We start from the raw sequence: 17940 nt of genomic DNA, 5'->3' as shown, positions 1-17940 counted from the left end.
TCATAATTACTCCACCATAATACTATATAATCATATATTATGTACTCAATTATAAAATGCCAATGCGAATTAACATTAATTCTAATTTCTATTTTATACTATTTACCTTTTATCTTATTTATAGCATAATCTAAAGCTCCCTCTAAGTTGTTATTATTCTTTCCACCACCTTGAGCTTGATGACTACTTCCTCCACCTTTACCATCAATTAAAGTGATTGCATCTTTTAATAGTTCATTCATAGATATTCCTTTAAAATCCTTTGATGCTGCAAAGATAAGGTTTGCTCTTTCTCCATTTTTAATTGCCATTAATGCTATAGTATTGTTATTTTCAATAATCTTTGAAGTTACCTTATTTACATATTTAATATCTTCATTATCATAAACTTTTTTAACTATAGTTATATTTTCTACTTTCTCCCCTTTTTCAACCATGTCCTTTACTTCATAAGCAGCCACTTCTTCACTTAGCTTTTTATTTTTATCTAGAGCAGCTTTAAGATTTTCGTTCATATTTTTTATGCCATTTATAGCCTCATCTTCACTGGCATTTAAATATCTACATACCCTTGTAGTAAATTTATCTTTTCTAAAGGAATCTTCTATTGCTCTTTTCCCTGCTACATATTCTATTCTCGTTGCTCCTTTATGTTTTTCCCATCTTCTTACCTTAATCATTCTTAGTTCTAAGGTTGACTTTGGATGTACTCCACAACATGCATTAATATCTAAATCTGAAATCTTAACAACTCTTATTTCTTCATTAGTATTAGGTAATGCTCTTCTTAATCCCATCTTCTTTAACTCTTTTTTATCTGGCACTAAAAATTCTACTTGAAGATCATCTCCTATAATTAGATTTGCAGCCTTTTCAGCTTCTCTTATCTTTTCTTCTTCTAATATTCCCTCTATATCTACAGTACATATTTCTCTTCCCATATGAAAACCCACTGTATTTGCATTAAATATTTTATAAAAACACCCTGATAAAACGTGCTGTCCGAGGTGTTGATCCATGCCATCCCTTCTTCTTTCCCAATCTATAGAGCACTTTAATTTATGAAGCTTTATAGGCTTTTTATTAAGAACATGATATATAATTCCTTCTTCTTCGTAAACATCTATTACTGGTTCATTTTCTATAAATCCTAGATCACAAAATTGACCTCCACCTCCTGGGAAAAAAGCTGTTTTATCTAAAACCACATGAAACTTCCCATCTTTCTCTTCTACCTTCTCTAATTCAGCTACAAATTCTTTAATATATTGATCTTTATAATAAAGCTTCTCCATTGTATCTCTCTCCTTTAACCAATGTATAACTAAAGTTCTAACTTTAGCCTTAATTTAAATATTACTTTGTCTTTAAATCTCTATATCCTGTAGATAAGTTAACTACATTCCTGAGTTCCTCTCCCTTTATAAAGCGTTCTAAATTATTAACAGCAATTTTAACTATACGATGATGGGTTTCCTTTAGATTATAATTTCCAGAAACATGAGGTGTAATTATTGCATTTTTTATTCCCCAAATCCTATGATCCTTTGGCAATGGCTCAGGGTCTGTCACATCTAAAGCTGCTCCTAAAAGTTTCCCACTTTCTAAAGCATCACAAAGTGCTTCAGTATCTATAGCTGTACCTCTACCTACATTTATAAGTACAGAATCCTTTTTCATCTTAGAAATTTTATCTTTAGAGAATAATTTATAGGTTTCCTTAGTTTCTGGTAAACTTAATGCTACCACATCTGCTTTAGGCAATAACTCATCAACCTTATCCATAAGATATAATTCATCTAAATATTCAGGTTTATTAGTATCACTTCTTCTTACTCCTATAGTATATCCACCTAGAGCTTTTATTCTCTTGGCAAAGTCTCCTCCAATATCACCAAGTCCAATAACTAAAGCAGTACATTCACAAATAGATTTAACTTCACCCTCATTCTTCCAAAGACTATTATTTTGATTATCCCTATAAAGGTATAACTTTTTATATATAGAAAGTAGTACACCTATCATATGTTCTGATATAGCGAGTCCATAGGCTCCAGTTGAATTAGTTAGTTTTACTCCCCTTGGAAGCACCCCTTCTTTTACAAATAAATCAGCTCCTGCACTATCAAGTTGTAACCACTTTAAGTTTTTACATCCTTTAACCATATCTAATGGAGGATTACCTATAATTATGTGAGCATCTTGAAGAGTCTCCCTATTTATCTCTTTAGCTGAAGTAAATATAAAATTAGATCCAGGTGCCACTGACATTAAATCAATTTTATGGCTATCGTCCATAGGCATTAACACAACTACATTAATTTCTTTTTCCATAATTAATCACTCCTAATATATTAAATTTCTAATAATATTTATTTAAGACAATGAATATGTTCCTTAACTTCATACCAAGGAACTGCATAACCTAAACCCTTAGCACAAAAAATTGAAGATGATGTGTATTCAGGATCTACGTCCTTGTTATAGCTTTTAGCTTCTATAACCTCTTCTGGATTATGACATATATCATACCCATGAAATACTAGACTTAAGCTGCCCTTACCCTTTGTGAATGCTTGAAAGTCCAAAGCATAATTCATAAAGGTAGCTACAGGACCTCTTCCTTCAATTATAACTCTTTCTCCATAACTTTTAGGCTCATTAATGCTACCACTCATTTTTTGAATATCACTGATAACTCTACCCATTAAGTTTATCTCTACATCTATTTTAAATTTGTAATAGGGTTCTAGTAATAGATTTTTAGCACTTTCTAATCCTTGTCTAAGGGCTCTTTTAGTTGCTTCTCTAAAATCTCCACCTTCAGTATGCTTTAAATGTGCTCTTCCATTCATAAGGGTTATTTCTATATCTGTAATTGTACTTCCTGTAAGTATTCCCTTGTGATCTCTTTCAAATATGTGAGTTCTTATAAGATTTTGATTTCCTGTAGTTAAAAAATCACTGTGACATTTATTTTTAAAAGTAATCCCTGATCCTCTAGGCCCTTCTTTTAACTTTAAATAAACCTCTGCATAGTGACGAAGAGGCTCAAAATGTCCAAAGCCGTCCACTTCCCCTTCCATGGTTTCCTTATATAATATTTCTGGGGTTCCAAAATCCACTAATAAGTTAAATCTATCTTTTAATATTTCCTTTAAGACTTCTAGTTGTATTTTTCCCATTATACTAATATGAAGCTCTTGTAACTCCTCGCTCCACACTACATTCAGACTATTTTCTTCACTTTCTAAAATTTTAAAGCATCCTAACACTTCTCTAGGGTTTATACTTTTATCAAACTCTACCTTTGCTCTTAAGGTTGGAATCATAAAAAACTCATTTAAATCTAAAACTCCTATGCCCATACCAGCTCTTAAAGAGCTTATGCCTATAATTCCAAAAATTTCACCTGAAACAATTTTATCTTTACTCTCAAATTTATTTCCATTATAACTTCTAATTTCATTTATTTTTTCTCTTATCTCTTCTCCATTTGTACTATATATAATTTCATCCTTTACCTTTAACTCACCCTGTAATGCTTTTATAAAGGTAATTCTATTACCTTTTTCATCATATTTAATCTTGAATACTCTACCTTTGAAGCATTTATTATCTTTTATCTCTTCATAGTTAGTATAACTAAGACTATTAAAGTTCTCTAAAAACTCTTTTACACCTTCATCTAATAAAGCTGACCCTTTTAAAACTATAAACATTTTTTCTGACTTAATAAGCTCCTTTAATTTATCTACCCATAAGTAGTTGTCATAGCCTTTACCTAGATAGGTTTCCAGTAATTCCTCATTTCTTTCAGCTATAAATTCTATATTTTCATTACTTAAATTATATAAATCTTCTTCAACTAAACAAACTTCACTACTTAAGTTATTTCTTATCTCATGGATAACCTTTTGTAAGTCAGCACCTTCTCTATCTGTTTTATTTATAAATATAAAAGTAGGTATATTATTTTTTCTTAGTAGCTGCCATACTGTCTCTGTGTGACCTTGCACTCCCTCTACTGCACTTATTAAAAGGATAGCATAATCTAGAACCCCCATAGCTCTCTCCATCTCTGGCGAAAAATCTATATGTCCTGGAGTATCTATTAAATAATATTCTGAATCTTCATAATTAAAAATTCCAATATCAGAAAAAACTGTAATACCCCTTTCTCTTTCTATATTATGACTATCTAGAAAAGCTTCTTTGTGGTCAACTCTTCCTCTAGTTTTTATACTCTTTGTATGATAAAGTAATTGCTCAGAAAATGTAGTTTTACCTGCATCAACATGAGCAAAAATTCCTATGGTTTTTTTCACTATAAACTTCCCCTTTATTGTACAATATCATTAGATTTATTTTACCACAATATTCTTTTATGTTTCAGTTATAAATGCAACTTCCCCTAAAACTTTATTTATATAAATAACTTTTTACTAGTAGATATATTATAACAATCTAATATTGTTATAATAATTAAAATCCCTATTACAAAAAACCACTCAATTTGAATTTCTTCATATTAAGTGGCTTAATTTATTTATTCAACTTTGTATCCATATAAAAAAACATTCATTGTAACAAGTTTACTCTCACAGGTTGTTTCAAAACTTTTTTCAGCTAAACGTTCAAACCCTTGACTATCATAAAAACCATAATTACAGGTTGAGTCTGTGTATAAATAAATATGTTTTGTGTTGTGATTTCGTAAATAATCACAAAGATTTGAAAGTAGTTTCTTACCTACACCCAATCCTCTACAGTCTTCTGTAACGGCAAATAGTGTCAATACTCCATCAAACTCCGCCTCTCTACCAGCAAGAAGCTTATGATAAATGTGATGCATATTTCTATAATCACTTATATTACTTTTATATTGTATAGCTTTTAATGTCGTTATTGAATTATACAATACTACTCCTAAAATATTTTTTAAATGAGTCAATATTTTATAATCATTTTTAGACTTTCCTAAAATCACACCAACAATATTTCCGTCTTTTTCTGCAACACAGCTAAAGGTTTTCTCTGCTAAACAGCTTTGTAAGTATAATTTTAAAAGATTTTTTAATACCTTTTCATTATCAATATACCTATAAAGTCCAAAACTCTCATTTATTATAGATTTAACGGTTTCATAATCATCTTTTTTGATTTCTCTATATATTATCTCATTCATTGCTAATTTCCTCTTTTTTATTAAATTCTCCTGCCCACTCAAAAGCCTTTTTAGATGCTATAACTGCGATAACCTCGTTAATAACCGCTGCCGCCGCAATTGTTCCTTGGATGACCTTAGCGTATTCTGGTGCTGGTCCTGATAGAACAGAAACAGCTATACCTGTAAATACGAGAGATACACCTGAATGAGGAAGCAATGTGAGTCCTAAATATTTTTTTACGGTTTCTGGTGAATCTGTTATAACAGCTCCGAATAATGCTCCACCATATTTACCTACAGCTCTTGAGATGATATAAATTGCAGTAAATAGTCCGGCACCTAAAATCAGATGATAGTCAAGCGGTGTTCCCAGATTTAAGATAACTACAATCATAGAAATACCAAGAATAGGATTAAATGAGTTCATAATCCGCTCTAGACGTTCTTCTGAAATCATATTAGAAAACGTTGCTGAGAAAGCCATACCAATAAGCATAAAGTTAAGTACAGGCTTTGGTAAAACTAAATCATTAAATATAAAACCAACACCTGCTGATATTAGTATGGTTGCACTCAGTAGCAATACAGTTACTTTTGTTGAACGTTCTCTTTTCAGTACAACTCCTGCAAGCAATCCTACAACAATCCCAATAATAATTGGTAATAAAACTACAAGTAATATCATATAAGCCGGTAGTTTTTGCTCAGATAGATTGGCAGATATAATAGAAATAGTTGAAAAAAATACAATTACTCCTACCATATCGTCAAGGGCTGCCATAGGAATTAATGTTTTAGTTACAGGTCCGTCTGTTTTAAACTCACGCACAATAGAAAGTGCTGGTGCTGGTGCAGTTGCAAGAGCAATACCTCCAAATATAAATGCAAGATAAATAGGAAATCCTACAAAATAAAATACAACCCCAAATACCAAGCTCACAACAAAAAATGTTCCTAATGATTGGGTTAATGTTGTTATGATAATTTGCTTGCCCGATTTTTTAATTTTCTTCCAAACAAGCTCCGTGCCTATTAAAAGTCCCACTACACATTCTAAAATATGCATAATTGGTTCATACCAATGAGCATTTAAAACTGCATCATTTACAACTCCAAATGCATGTGGTCCAAGTATCATACCTGTAAGTAACCATCCTAGAATAGCAGGCAACTTTATCTTTGAAACAAGCTTACCTACAATAAAAGCAATTGCAATTGCCACTAAAATCCTTAAAATTAATAATATCATTATTTCTACTCCTCCTTTGAAATACCATAAAGCATAATATTTAGTATTTTTGACAGTTTCAGTTGGTGCATTTCTATTAGTGAATTAAAGTCCAGATTTTCATAAGCTTTACTTTGAAAATAACCATTGAACATTTCTTGAAAAACAAAGAAGTATTCCATTGCTTCTTCTTCTGTAATATTATCTCGTAGTGTTACATTACTTAAGGCCATGCGATAGTGACTTATATTAAGTGTGTCAAAATTAGCTCTTAAGTCTTTGACTTGTTCTTTCAAATGTACAGGTGGTTGTAAAATTGCATGAAAGAATATATGACTGTAATAATTATTCTCTTTAAAAAAACGATACCTTAAATCAAAATAATTTTGCATGTACTTCTGAAAATCCAATTGGTCAAATTCTTCTTTACTAAGATAATCTACAAGCTCATCAAAGCAAACCTTAACACATTTTAAAAATAACTCATCTTTATTTTTAAAATAGTGATAGATAAGTCCCTTTGAAATTTTGTTATCGTTGCATATATTATTCAGCGAAGCATTTTCATATGTCTTTGTTCCAAACTCCGCTATGGCAGCATTTAATATTTTATCTTTACTTATCTGACTTTTCTCTTTTTGATTCATAATACCCTCCAAATATAAATATTGACCACACGGTCTATTATATATTATCAAAAACAAACCACGTGGTCAATAATATAAATTATTAAATTTTTTAAAGACCTTCAATTAAATTTTAAGTTTAAATTTACTGATAATTATTAATAGACATTTATTCTTATCTATTTTTAACCTTAACTGCTCCATCTTCCATAAAAATGTTTTAAATTACATAAATAAACTTATATAATTGAATGGCATCTTTACCATTAACCCTAACTATCTTAGGTGGCCTAGAATACTCTATACTTATTTTTTGAGTTTCCTCTTCTAATAATAACCCTCTAACCTTCATAGCATTGATTAAACTACTCTTTCTGTTATTAGGAAATATTATATAAGCAACACTTTTTCTATCTTGCTTTAACAATTCAACAATATCATTTGCTAAAACATCCAATTTGATATCGAATGGTGGATCACATATAACTCTATCAAATTTTTTTAAATATTTATTCTGTAAAAATTTTGTTAAACCAATATTCAAATCAAATTTTACAAATTTTAGACCACCATTTTCTCTAAATCTGTTATCTCGTTCAAAAAGGACTATGTTTTTATTTATCTTATATGCATACTGTGCTACGGATGGAGTAACTAGACATGCTGTATATCCTTCACACAATTCCGCTAGATTTGCTGTAGTTTCAACGGAAAAGAAATATTGCATATACTCTAAATTCTGATTTAATTTAACATAGGCTTCAGAATTACTATAGGAGAGCTCCACATATGGAAATATTAAATTATTCCTATGAGCATACAGTCTATCAATGTTGTTATCATGCATTAAAGATAGTATATTCCTCTTATGCAATTCCAGATTAAAATTTATATCTCTTTTAATGAACCTTAACCAAATAAATCCATTAGGATGTCTATTACTATCAACGTATAGACTATAGCTATCATATTCTAATTGTAAACCAAGGTCATGAATTAAACTCCATAACTTTAATATCCATCCTGGTTTCGTAAGTACTACTAATCTTCCATCTTTTTTTAACAACTTACTGGACTTTGCTAATAACCTTTCAAACATCTCATATTCTATTCCAGTTTCAAGACTAAACCTGTTTATCTGTACTTCTTCTGAGATATTAATTAAATTAGCAAAACCCAAAATTGCTACGTCAAAAGATTCCTTCTCATATTCTACAAGTCCTATATCAAAATTAGAGCTAATAATTTCTGTATATTTATAACCTGATAAAAGTTCATTGATATTTTTAAATACTCCATTATCAATACCACAACTTATATCTGAAATCTGTGTCACTAACTTTTGTGGTGCATAGATATATGATATTAGTAATGTGGTAATCTCTAAATGTGAGCCTATTGTAATTACATTATCAGTATCATTAATACAAGCAAAATTAATAAATGATAAGGCTTTATTTAACCCAAATATATTTGAAATTAACATATTTCTGATTTCATGTTCATAAACTAACTCCATTGCACAAATTACATCTTCTTCATGTGCAAACTTCAATGTTTTATCCATTGATATAGCCTCCTTAAAATAAGTTTTGAGGCCTAACCATTGATTTATTAAATATAAAACAAAAGGCTACAAAAAAGCACTGCTTTCTTGTAGCCTAAAAATCTGTAATCAATTTTATACTTAAATAAGTTTATCTAATAAGAACTATATATTTAATGCAATAAAAATAAATATATACAATCTCCAATTACTATAGCTCCTGTCCTAATAAACTTAACGTCTATATAAAACATAAATACAATTTTAGTTCTATAAGAGGTATGTCTTTTAATTGCCAATTTAAAAGAAGTACACAAAAAAACCTAATGATTAGGCATTTTATTCTTTCTTTCATCAATTTTCAATTATGAAAATTAATTAGCAATTACACAATTTCATTGTTGTACCTCCTATATTTGATAAAATCACTATAGCAAATATTTGAAATTAAGTCAATAAATAATAATGTAGTTTCAACAGAAAAGAAATATTGCATATACTCTAAAATCTAATCTATAATTGAGAAAACTTCGTAACATATATTTACTTTCTTATACCACACATACTAAATAACTGATATGGTTGCTCCTTACCTTCACTTTTCTTCATTCCTGAATAAAATATTTTTGAACCTATGACTTCAAGCCCAGCTTCTTCTATTAAGCCTTCCATTTCTGTAAGCTTAAATCCATTATGTCCACTAAAATCCTGTACTTCATCATGGAAACCACCATTATCAGGACATAGATCTACAACTATTAATTTGCCCTCTTTATTTAGCAAATCATATAGCTTCTTTATTACCTTTGGTAGATCTTCTATATGGTGAAAAACCATAGATGTATAAATCACATCAAACTTTTTATTATCGTTAAATTGAAATAAATCCCCACACCAAGTTTTCATATTTTTTATTTTGTTTTTTTCTATTTTTAATTTTAACTGTTCTATCATTCCTTCAGATAAATCCATCATCAATATATCAGAAAATCTATGAGTTAAATTTTCTGATATAAGCCCTGTACCACATCCAAATTCTAAGGCTCTTAAATTGTTATCTTTATCCAAATAGTTTTCTATTTCAGTACTAATTTTCTTTGCTCTTTGAACCCTACATTCTGTATCCCATTTTTTTGACTCCTCATCAAAGTGCATATCTTCATCCCCTTAAAATAAATTTTTTCCTTTAGTTTATATTTCTTCTTTGCTTCTATCTTTTATAAATAATTTATTTATAAGGATATAGCCTCCAAGAATTATAACTATTCCTAATGCCCATTTAAAAATCTCTGGAATATCTACATCCCTAAGTAAATATCTAAAGCCATCCGCAAGTAAAAATCCTATTATCCAATAGAATATTGATTTAATATCCTTCATTTTAACTATATAGATTTTGCCTTAACATACATAAGACAAACCATTTCCCCCTTTTAATTAAATACTATATACATTTTATCATATATTGAAACATAGATTAAGTAAGGTAAATCTAATATTTTATCTTAATAGTCTTAAAATAAGCTCAGCTGTTCCTCTTCATAATTCTTTCTATAATCCTTGATTATATCCTTCATTTTGTATATAATTCCATATTTATTACATTCTTCAGTGAAGGTCTTCCAAAGCTTCTTTCCATTAGAAGATTCACATTCATATCTATCACCATAGGTATGAATATATTTTCTAACTAAGTTCTCCCTTTGAAATAGTCTACTTAATTGTTCATAGTAATAGGCCCTTTGATTCCCTCTAAGGGTAAGCCCCATTCCATAAGCAAATATAAATTTAGCTCCTGAATTATGAGCTTCTCTAACTATATTTCTTATATTATCTTCTGAATCATTAATAAAAGGAAGAATTGGCATAAGCAATATTCCTGTATATATCCCACTATCACTAAGCTGTTTTATAGCCTTAAACCTTTGGCTACTAGGTGCCACATTAGGTTCTATCCTTTTACATAAATCATCATCAAAGGTAGTTACAGTTATTTTTATTAACACAGGAGAGCGCCTTGAAATCTCCTTTAATATATCAATATCTCTAGTAATTAAAGGGCTCTTGGTGGCAATGGAAACTCCAAAATTATACCTAGTAATCTCCTTCAAAGCTTCCCTTGTTAGCTCATATTCTTTTTCAAATGGATTGTAAGGATCACTCATAGCGCCTGTTCCTATTACACCTTTTTTCCTTTTCCCTTTAAGTTCTTTTCCTATAGCTTCTACAGCTTTTTCTTTTGCTCTAACTCTATCAAAATCTTCTATTTGATAACATTCACTTCTGGAGTCACAATAAATACATCCATGGCAACATCCTTTATAGATATTCATATTATAATTGATATCAAACCATGAATTATTAGGTATATATTGAGATATTAATTTTTTTGCTTTTATGTATTCTATGCTAATCACCCCCTAACTTAAATATAAACTTTTAAAATAAAGTTTATCTTCATACCTTTCATATCAATAATTAAAATAATAACATTATATTTTATCTAAATCATTTTCTGTATAGACTTCAATCCCATTTTTCATTAATAATTCTGCTACTAATCCATTGCCTTCTATTAGTTTTCCTGAAAATGTTCCATCATATACCATACCGTACCCACATGAAGGACTTCTAGACTGTAGTATTGCCTTCTTTATACCAGCAGCTTTAATAATTCCTAAAGTTTTCTCTGCTCCCTTTAAAAAACTTTCGGTTAAATCTATACCGTCCTTACTAATTACTCTTTTATTAGAATTTTCATCTATAAAAATCTCACAACACGCCCTTGGAGTGGGCAAACCAGCTAATTGTTCTGGACATATCGCTATAGCTTTTCCTGCTTTTACTAATTCGGCTACATATTTATTCTCACTATTACTTCCATTATATCTACAATTGACTCCTGCTAAACATGAACTTACTAAATACATATATAGTCCTCCTTTGTTTTTTATCTATAACTTATACTACAATACCTATTAGTAATTTATAGATATAATTATATCATAGCTTATTTTCAAATTAATATATCTTAACTTTCTATGGAGATATAGGTATAATAAAATATGGAGTTTATTCTAAAGAATCATAATTAAAATAATATCTTAATTTAATTATGTAAGAAAACAATCTAACAAATTTAATTTTAAGGAGTTGACATCATGAGTAGTTTAATTCTTGAAGGTGGAACCTTTAGACCTATTTTTAGCGCTGGTATAATGGATGCCCTTTTAGATAATGATATTATGTTTCCTTATTGCATTGGCGTTTCAGCAGGTATTACCAACGGCTTTTCATATATATCAAAACAAAAGAAAAGAAACTATGATATTCTAATTAACCATAGACATGATAAAAGATATATAGGCTTTAGAAACTTTTTTAAATGTAAAAGCTTATTTGGTTTAGATTTTGCTTTTGATGAGTTACCTAATAAGATTTATCCTTTTGATATGGATACCTTTAAAAGCTATGAAGGTAAAATTTTAGTTGGTGTGACTAATGCTAAAACTGGAGTTACCGAATATTTAAATGGTAAAGATTTAGATGAAAAATGCAATATGTTAAGAGCTAGTTGTGCTATACCTCTTTTCTTTCCTCCAGCTATAATTAATGATAATGAATATTTTGATGGAGGCATCTGTGATCCTATTCCTGTATTAAAAGCCATGGAAGATGGAAATGAAAAGCATCTAATTATTCTAACTAGACCTAAGGGGTATATTAAAGAATTAGGTAAAGGCAATATTTTTGCTGCTAAAGTTTTAAAAAAGAAATATCCTAATTTAGTAAAGCCTCTTCTTACACGTCATGAGCTTTACAATGATAGAGTTAAGTATTGTGAACAACTTGAAAGAGATGGCAAAGCTATAATTTTAAGACCTACTGCAGAAGATGGTATTGATAGCTTTGAAAAAGATCTTAATAAAATTAAACACGCCTATAACCACGGATATAATATAGCTTTAGAAAGAATTGATGAAATAAAAAAATTCTTTAGCATTTCATAAAAGTATATTAATAAAACTATTTAAATATTTACCTATAAACCTATAAAACTATATAAATATTAATATATAAAACTAGTTAACTATGAAAATAGTTAACTAGTTCTTCTGTTCATGCGGGTTTCAGAGAATTTACTATTTAGAATATATAGTTATTACCCTCTTTAAAATAGGAAAATCCACATCTAAAATTAGTATAAACAGACTTATATCCCACCATAAATTATTCCTAGTATTATTACCAATACTGTTATAAGGGTAAACCCATATTTTGAAAACATAAAAAATTTATTTCCTAACTTTCTCTTAGCACCTCTATTTATTTCTTCTAACACCTGTTCTTTGTTGTACATAAAGTAAAATACTATAAATACTAACAGTGCAGCTAATGGTGATATTACTATAGTAATTACATCTGCAAAGTTGCTAAACAAATTCATATTTAAATTTAAAGGTATTGATAATACAAATGACACTACAGCTATTAAAATAGTAGCTGTTTTTCTGCTTAATTTTGTTTGTGCCATAAAAGATTCTACTGGCCCTTCTAGCATATTTATTGAAGAACTAATTGCTGCAAATAATACACTTAAAAAGAATAGTATCATAAGTATTTGTCCACCAGGGATAGCTTTAAATATAGTTGGTATTGTTATAAATAATAGAGGTGGACCTGCTGCTGGATCTAAGCCAAAGGCAAATACTGCTGGCATAATAACAAAGGATGCTAATAATGCCGCAATAGTATCAAGTACAGCAGTACTCACTGCAGACCTTGGAATGTCTAAATCCTTCTCTATGTAACTACCATATACCACCATTCCGCATCCATTTAAAGATACTGTGAAGAAGGCTTGACCAAGTGCCATTACCCATGTATTTATTTTAAATAGGTATGACCATTGTGGTGTTAATAGGTACTTCACCCCATCTATAGCTCCAGGTAAAGTTAATGATCTAATAGCTAACAATATAAAAATTCCAAAAAGTATAGGCATTATAATTTTATTTATTTTTTCAATTCCCTTAGATATACCCATACATACAATTATCAAGGCTAGTACTATTGCTAGTAAATTCCATGGTATAGTTTGGGTGCTTCCTGCAAAACTTTCAAAGTACTTAGGTATATCAATATTTTTTATATTTCCACTAAGGCTAAGTCCTAAATACTTAATTATCCAACCTACTACCACATTATAAAACATAAACACTCCTGCAAGTCCTATGGCTGGTATAAATCCAAAGAGAGTTCCTCCCTTTAAACCTTTATTCTTAAATCCTTTTTTAATTCCTGTTAAAGCTCCTCCCTCAGCACCTCTTCCAAAGGCAAACTCTGTAATTAACCCTGTTGATCCTAGTATAAGTACAAAAATAAAGTATGGTATTAAAAATACAGCTCCCCCATTTTGACCTAACCTGTAAGGAAACATCCATATATTTCCAAGTCCTACTGCTGCTCCAATACAAGATATCACAAATCCTGCTCTACTTGTAAAGTTCTCTCTGTTTTTCATGTTCTAATCTCCTTCCTAAAATAAATAAAACCACATAGATTGATTCCATGTGGTTTAAATAAGAAGGCATCAAATATAAAAACCACATAGATATATCTATGTGGTCTAATCACTAAACATTTGAGTATAGCAAATCTTCCTAACCATCATAGACACAAACCAAATTTGTTAAACTGGCTTGCATCTATAATTGTTTATAAATACAAACCCTATCTATAATAGCTAAGATAATATGCCATATTAACTTTTGTTGATTTAAAGTTAATTTCTCTACTCATTTTAATTCTCCTAAGTGTTATATTTTATTAAATACTACCATCATTATATATGTATGTCAACAAATTTTCTTAATACTTTTATTATATAATAATAGTAAATCATAATTTTTATTTTATTAAAAACCTAATTAACTTCTGCATCATATGGCGTATTTCTCCACTTGCATACATTAGATACTAAACCTATAGCTAAAATATTAATTAAAAGTTGGCTTCCACCATAACTAATAAATGGCATGCTTACTGAAACTGTAGGTGCTAATGTCAAGCTAACAGAAATACTTAGTAAAAACTGCACTATAAATAATGCACAAAATCCACTTACTAGTAATTTACCATAGGTTTCTTTAGTACTTTTTCCTATTATACCCATTCTTATTATGAATGCTAAAATTAAAGAAATTAGTATTATTCCAGCAATCCATCCAAAAGAATAAACTATATAGGTAAATATAAAGTCTGTATGAATTTCTGGCAACATATTTGGTATAAAATTTGCTCCCTGTCCAAACAATCCCGCCGATTCCCTTAATTTAACTAGTTGATTATAAATCCATCCCATTCCATCTACATCTAATGAAGGATTAAAAAGCACATGAAATCTTTTTATTCTGTAAGGTTCACTAACCATACAAGATAAAAAGATAACCCCCATAGCTCCAAAGGAAGTTATAATATGTTTTAATTTCACACCTGATATAATCATCAAAGTAATAGCTGATATGGCATATATAATAATGCTAACTGAAGCATTTCCAATAATAAAAAATATTATTGGTACAAAAGCAATAAAAATCCCTTTTAATATACTTTTAATCTCATTCCAATTCCACTTATCAAGCATTCCAGCTAAAGCAATGATTAGAAAAAAAGGTGCTATATTAAAAGCATTAAAACTAATTGGCCCAATAACTATCCAGCCAATTTCTCCATTTATATAGCCTGTATTTATAAAGATTTGGGATATTAACAGAATTATTACTCCACTATAAACATATTTAGAGTACTTTTTTAATTTTCTATAATCAATTTTAAGTAAAACTGCTGTTAATATAATTCCTCCTGATGCATAAATTATAGTCTTACCTAAAAAATTAGCATATGAACTGTGTGTCAATGCATTATTCTTCTGAATGAAGCCTAAAGTAAATATGCTAACTAATATAAATATAGCGGTTATACCTAAAAGCATCCAATCAGGAGATGCTTTATGAACCATATTCAAATCCCTTCCTATAACTTCGTATGAACCCATTTGCATAATAGCTTTATCTATAGCTTCCTCCTCCGTTATTCCAACATCTCTGTACTCTTGTATAATCTCTTCTATGTGATCTATAAGTTCCTCTTTTATATTTTTATGAACTCTTTTATTTTTAACTAATCCACATACTTCTTCTATATACTTTTCTACCTTCGGATGGTTTACTGTAGACATAAATCTCCCTCCCCTAATACTTCATTAACTGTAGAACTAAACAATTTCCATTCTGCTTCTTTTTCTTTGAGAATTTTGTTACCATTTTCCGTTATCTTGTAATATTTTCTCTTACGCTTTCCTTCGCCTTCATCCCAGTAAGCTTCTATAAAATTTTCATTTTCTAAACTATGAAGAATAGGATATAGCGTTCCCTCTTTAAAAGAGAAAATACCCTTAGACCTTTCTTCTATCTCCTTAATCATTTCATATCCGTACATATTTTTTCGATTAAGTAGACTTAATATAAGTATTGTCGTGCTTCCTTTCAAAAGTTCTTTATTTATTTTCATAATTCCACCCCTTACCTCGGTTTACTATACATAGTATATCTATGTATAATTATATATGTATATATTTACATTGTAAAGTATTATCTATTCTAATATTTTATGAATTTTGCTTTTTCCTTAATATATGTTATCATGGTATAAGTATATTTAAGGAGGTTGATGCATATGTGGGCTTTGTATAAGCTCTGTGTGTAATTAATAGTGCTTAGATTCATTTATATACTGAGCTTAATAAATCAACAAAAAATTATTAAAAATAAGTGAGGGATTTATTATGAAAAGTACAACATTTAAAGTATATGAAAGAAGCTCAAAGGAGAATTTAAAGAAGCTTAGAAATTTGGGAGAAGTACCTTGCGTAATCTATGGTGAATTTTTAGAAGAACCTATCTCTGCTAAGATGAATAAAACTGAACTGTTAAAAATGTTAAAAGGCAGTTTTAGTGGTTCTATCATACCTATTGATTTAGAGGGAAAAACTCTAAACTGTGTAGTTAAAGATATTCAAAAAAACAATCTACACGAAATTATACATTTTGATTTACAATATGTTAAACCAAATGAAGTAATTAAACTAACTATTCCTATAAATTATATAGGTCAAGAAAATTTGGAATCTAAAAGACTAGTTTTAGAAACCTTTAGACCATATCTTGATTTTCAAGGAAATGTAGAAAAGATTCCAGAATATATTGAAGTTAATGTAGCTAATATGCAATTTAATGATAAACTACTAGCTAAAGATATTAATATTCCAAGTGAAGTAACCCTTCTTACTCCTGAGGACACTATCTTAGCTGTAGTAAATGGCTAATGCAAAATGAAATTTAAATTTAAAAAAGTGCTGATCTTATAAAAGACTAGCACTTTTTTCTTATATTTATTTAAATTACGTCTTAAAAAGATAACTGTTTAAATCCCTTTCCATGAGCTTCATTCACATTCATTATGGATATCACTGCATTAGCATCAATATCTAGTATAGCTTTCTTGGCCTTTTCCACTTGTTTAGAACTCATTATAGAATATATAACTTTCTTTTTCTCTCCTGTAAAAGCACCTTCTCCATGAAGAAAGGTAACACCTCTTCCCAAAAGTTCCAAGATAGAATTTTTTATTTCCTCTGGATTATTACTTATCACTATAATTAATTTTCTCTCATTAGTCATAGTAATAGCGTTATCTAGAATATAGGCTCTTATAAATAGAGATATTAACGTATAGATAGTTATAGTTAGATCATTTAAAATTAACCCTGTAAAAACAATGACTCCATTTAATATAAATGTCATAGAAGCTAAATTAACACCATACTTTTTCTTTAAAGCAATAGCTATTATATCCGTTCCACCTTCTGAAGCCTTATTTAAAAATATTATGGCCATACCAAAACCACATAAAACTCCTCCACTTATGCATGATATTAATAAATCATCTACTTTAATAAATCTAGTTATATCTTCAGTTAATATTAAAAATATGGACATTGATATCATACCAATAAAACTTAAAAACCCAAATTCCTTATTAATTACCTTAATTCCAAAACAAAATATAGGTATATTGATAAACAATGTAAAATACCCTGAAGGAATATCTGTTACATATTGTAAAAGTAATGCTATCCCAGCTACTCCCCCACTTAAAAACTTATGTGGAACTATAAACATATTTACACTTAAAGAATAAATTAAACTTCCTAAAAGAATTAATGATACTTGACCTAGTTTTTCTTTGATATTACTATCAGAGATAAATTGTTTAGTTACATATATACTACTCATTGTAATCTCCTTGT

The 17940-nt window shown here is 29.2% G+C and carries 17 protein-coding genes; 2 read left to right on the top strand and 15 right to left on the bottom strand.

Annotated features, from left to right (window positions below):
• Positions 1–98: 98 nt before the first annotated feature.
• From B3086_RS15740 to B3086_RS15690, 11 genes are all read right to left on the bottom strand, one after another.
• Complete coding sequence (locus tag B3086_RS15740) at positions 99–1295, bottom strand: alanyl-tRNA editing protein (RefSeq protein WP_346847342.1); 1197 nt, start codon at positions 1293–1295, stop codon at positions 99–101.
• Positions 1296–1356: 61 nt separating this feature from the next.
• Positions 1357–2334 carry a D-2-hydroxyacid dehydrogenase gene (locus B3086_RS15735; RefSeq protein WP_346847341.1) on the bottom strand — a complete coding sequence of 326 codons (978 nt, stop codon included), beginning with the start codon at positions 2332–2334 and terminating at the stop codon, positions 1357–1359.
• A gap of 38 nt (positions 2335–2372) precedes the next feature.
• Positions 2373–4328: a translation factor GTPase family protein gene (locus tag B3086_RS15730; protein ID WP_346893884.1), complete on the bottom strand. Its 1956-nt coding sequence runs from the start codon at positions 4326–4328 to the stop codon at positions 2373–2375.
• A gap of 221 nt (positions 4329–4549) precedes the next feature.
• Positions 4550–5188: a GNAT family N-acetyltransferase gene (locus B3086_RS15725; RefSeq protein WP_346877256.1), complete on the bottom strand. Its 639-nt coding sequence runs from the start codon at positions 5186–5188 to the stop codon at positions 4550–4552.
• The gene (locus tag B3086_RS15720) at positions 5181–6419 is read right to left on the bottom strand and encodes a cation:proton antiporter (RefSeq protein ID WP_346877255.1); all 1239 of its coding nucleotides are present in this window, start codon (positions 6417–6419) and stop codon (positions 5181–5183) included. The genes B3086_RS15725 and B3086_RS15720 overlap by 8 nt, the downstream gene beginning before the upstream one ends.
• A gap of 5 nt (positions 6420–6424) precedes the next feature.
• Positions 6425–7045, bottom strand: coding sequence for a TetR/AcrR family transcriptional regulator (locus B3086_RS15715; RefSeq protein WP_346893882.1), 621 nt, complete (start codon positions 7043–7045; stop codon positions 6425–6427).
• A 199-nt stretch (positions 7046–7244) separates the two neighbouring features.
• Entirely contained in the window at positions 7245–8591 is a 1347-nt protein-coding gene (locus B3086_RS15710; RefSeq protein WP_346847336.1) for a hypothetical protein, read from the bottom strand.
• A 522-nt stretch (positions 8592–9113) separates the two neighbouring features.
• Positions 9114–9725: a class I SAM-dependent methyltransferase gene (locus B3086_RS15705; protein ID WP_346847335.1), complete on the bottom strand. Its 612-nt coding sequence runs from the start codon at positions 9723–9725 to the stop codon at positions 9114–9116.
• 36 nt (positions 9726–9761) lie between these two features.
• The gene (locus B3086_RS15700; RefSeq protein ID WP_035130112.1) at positions 9762–9950 is read right to left on the bottom strand and encodes a hypothetical protein; all 189 of its coding nucleotides are present in this window, start codon (positions 9948–9950) and stop codon (positions 9762–9764) included.
• Between the two features lie 134 nt (positions 9951–10084).
• Positions 10085–10984 carry an SPL family radical SAM protein gene (locus B3086_RS15695; protein ID WP_346847431.1) on the bottom strand — a complete coding sequence of 300 codons (900 nt, stop codon included), beginning with the start codon at positions 10982–10984 and terminating at the stop codon, positions 10085–10087.
• Between the two features lie 78 nt (positions 10985–11062).
• On the bottom strand, positions 11063–11500 hold the full coding sequence (locus B3086_RS15690) for a DUF523 domain-containing protein (RefSeq protein WP_346847334.1): 438 nt from the start codon (positions 11498–11500) through the stop codon (positions 11063–11065).
• A gap of 231 nt (positions 11501–11731) precedes the next feature.
• On the opposite strand from B3086_RS15690, the gene B3086_RS15685 reads away from it, so the two are divergent.
• Entirely contained in the window at positions 11732–12580 is an 849-nt protein-coding gene (locus B3086_RS15685; RefSeq protein ID WP_035130106.1) for a patatin-like phospholipase family protein, read from the top strand.
• 203 nt (positions 12581–12783) lie between these two features.
• On the opposite strand, the gene B3086_RS15680 is transcribed toward B3086_RS15685, so the two are convergent.
• The 3 genes from B3086_RS15680 to B3086_RS15670 all read right to left on the bottom strand — a co-directional run bounded on the left by B3086_RS15680 (position 12784) and on the right by B3086_RS15670 (position 16142).
• Complete coding sequence (locus B3086_RS15680) at positions 12784–14094, bottom strand: sodium-dependent transporter (RefSeq protein WP_346847333.1); 1311 nt, start codon at positions 14092–14094, stop codon at positions 12784–12786.
• Positions 14095–14496: 402 nt separating this feature from the next.
• Positions 14497–15810, bottom strand: a complete 1314-nt coding sequence (locus B3086_RS15675) for an FtsW/RodA/SpoVE family cell cycle protein (protein ID WP_346847332.1) — start codon at positions 15808–15810, stop codon at positions 14497–14499.
• A complete protein-coding gene (locus B3086_RS15670; RefSeq protein WP_035133937.1) occupies positions 15798–16142 on the bottom strand; it encodes a PadR family transcriptional regulator in 345 nt (114 codons plus the stop codon). The genes B3086_RS15675 and B3086_RS15670 overlap by 13 nt, the downstream gene beginning before the upstream one ends.
• A gap of 274 nt (positions 16143–16416) precedes the next feature.
• Here B3086_RS15670 and B3086_RS15665 point away from each other — a divergent pair, with 274 nt between their 5' ends.
• Positions 16417–16956: a 50S ribosomal protein L25 gene (locus tag B3086_RS15665; protein WP_035133935.1), complete on the top strand. Its 540-nt coding sequence runs from the start codon at positions 16417–16419 to the stop codon at positions 16954–16956.
• Between the two features lie 82 nt (positions 16957–17038).
• Here the strand turns inward: B3086_RS15665 and B3086_RS15660 are convergent, their stop codons facing one another.
• On the bottom strand, positions 17039–17926 hold the full coding sequence (locus B3086_RS15660) for a YitT family protein (RefSeq protein WP_346847331.1): 888 nt from the start codon (positions 17924–17926) through the stop codon (positions 17039–17041).
• Positions 17927–17940 lie beyond the last annotated feature (14 nt).

It is taken from the genome of Clostridium sp. UBA871 (genome assembly GCF_002295255.1).
In the GTDB taxonomy this organism is placed as follows: domain Bacteria; phylum Bacillota; class Clostridia; order Clostridiales; family Clostridiaceae; genus Clostridium_J; species Clostridium_J sulfidigenes.
The sequence above is the reverse complement of the archived record's forward strand: the minus strand, read 5'-3'. Positions and strand labels throughout refer to the sequence as shown.

Bases quoted from the DNA above. Each gene is read 5' to 3' on its own strand.
- B3086_RS15725 (WP_346877256.1), bottom strand. From the start codon at position 5,188: ATGAATGAGATAATATATAGAGAAATCAAAAAAGATGATTATGAAACC.
- B3086_RS15660 (WP_346847331.1), bottom strand. From the start codon at position 17,926: ATGAGTAGTATATATGTAACTAAACAATTTATCTCTGATAGTAATATC.
- B3086_RS15685 (WP_035130106.1), top strand. From the start codon at position 11,732: ATGAGTAGTTTAATTCTTGAAGGTGGAACCTTTAGACCTATTTTTAGC.
- B3086_RS15675 (WP_346847332.1), bottom strand. From the start codon at position 15,810: ATGTCTACAGTAAACCATCCGAAGGTAGAAAAGTATATAGAAGAAGTA.
- B3086_RS15680 (WP_346847333.1), bottom strand. From the start codon at position 14,094: ATGAAAAACAGAGAGAACTTTACAAGTAGAGCAGGATTTGTGATATCT.
- B3086_RS15735 (WP_346847341.1), bottom strand. From the start codon at position 2,334: ATGGAAAAAGAAATTAATGTAGTTGTGTTAATGCCTATGGACGATAGC.
- B3086_RS15715 (WP_346893882.1), bottom strand. From the start codon at position 7,045: ATGAATCAAAAAGAGAAAAGTCAGATAAGTAAAGATAAAATATTAAAT.
- B3086_RS15665 (WP_035133935.1), top strand. From the start codon at position 16,417: ATGAAAAGTACAACATTTAAAGTATATGAAAGAAGCTCAAAGGAGAAT.
- B3086_RS15670 (WP_035133937.1), bottom strand. From the start codon at position 16,142: ATGAAAATAAATAAAGAACTTTTGAAAGGAAGCACGACAATACTTATA.
- B3086_RS15700 (WP_035130112.1), bottom strand. From the start codon at position 9,950: ATGAAGGATATTAAATCAATATTCTATTGGATAATAGGATTTTTACTT.
- B3086_RS15710 (WP_346847336.1), bottom strand. From the start codon at position 8,591: ATGGATAAAACATTGAAGTTTGCACATGAAGAAGATGTAATTTGTGCA.
- B3086_RS15690 (WP_346847334.1), bottom strand. From the start codon at position 11,500: ATGTATTTAGTAAGTTCATGTTTAGCAGGAGTCAATTGTAGATATAAT.
- B3086_RS15720 (WP_346877255.1), bottom strand. From the start codon at position 6,419: ATGATATTATTAATTTTAAGGATTTTAGTGGCAATTGCAATTGCTTTT.
- B3086_RS15705 (WP_346847335.1), bottom strand. From the start codon at position 9,725: ATGCACTTTGATGAGGAGTCAAAAAAATGGGATACAGAATGTAGGGTT.
- B3086_RS15740 (WP_346847342.1), bottom strand. From the start codon at position 1,295: ATGGAGAAGCTTTATTATAAAGATCAATATATTAAAGAATTTGTAGCT.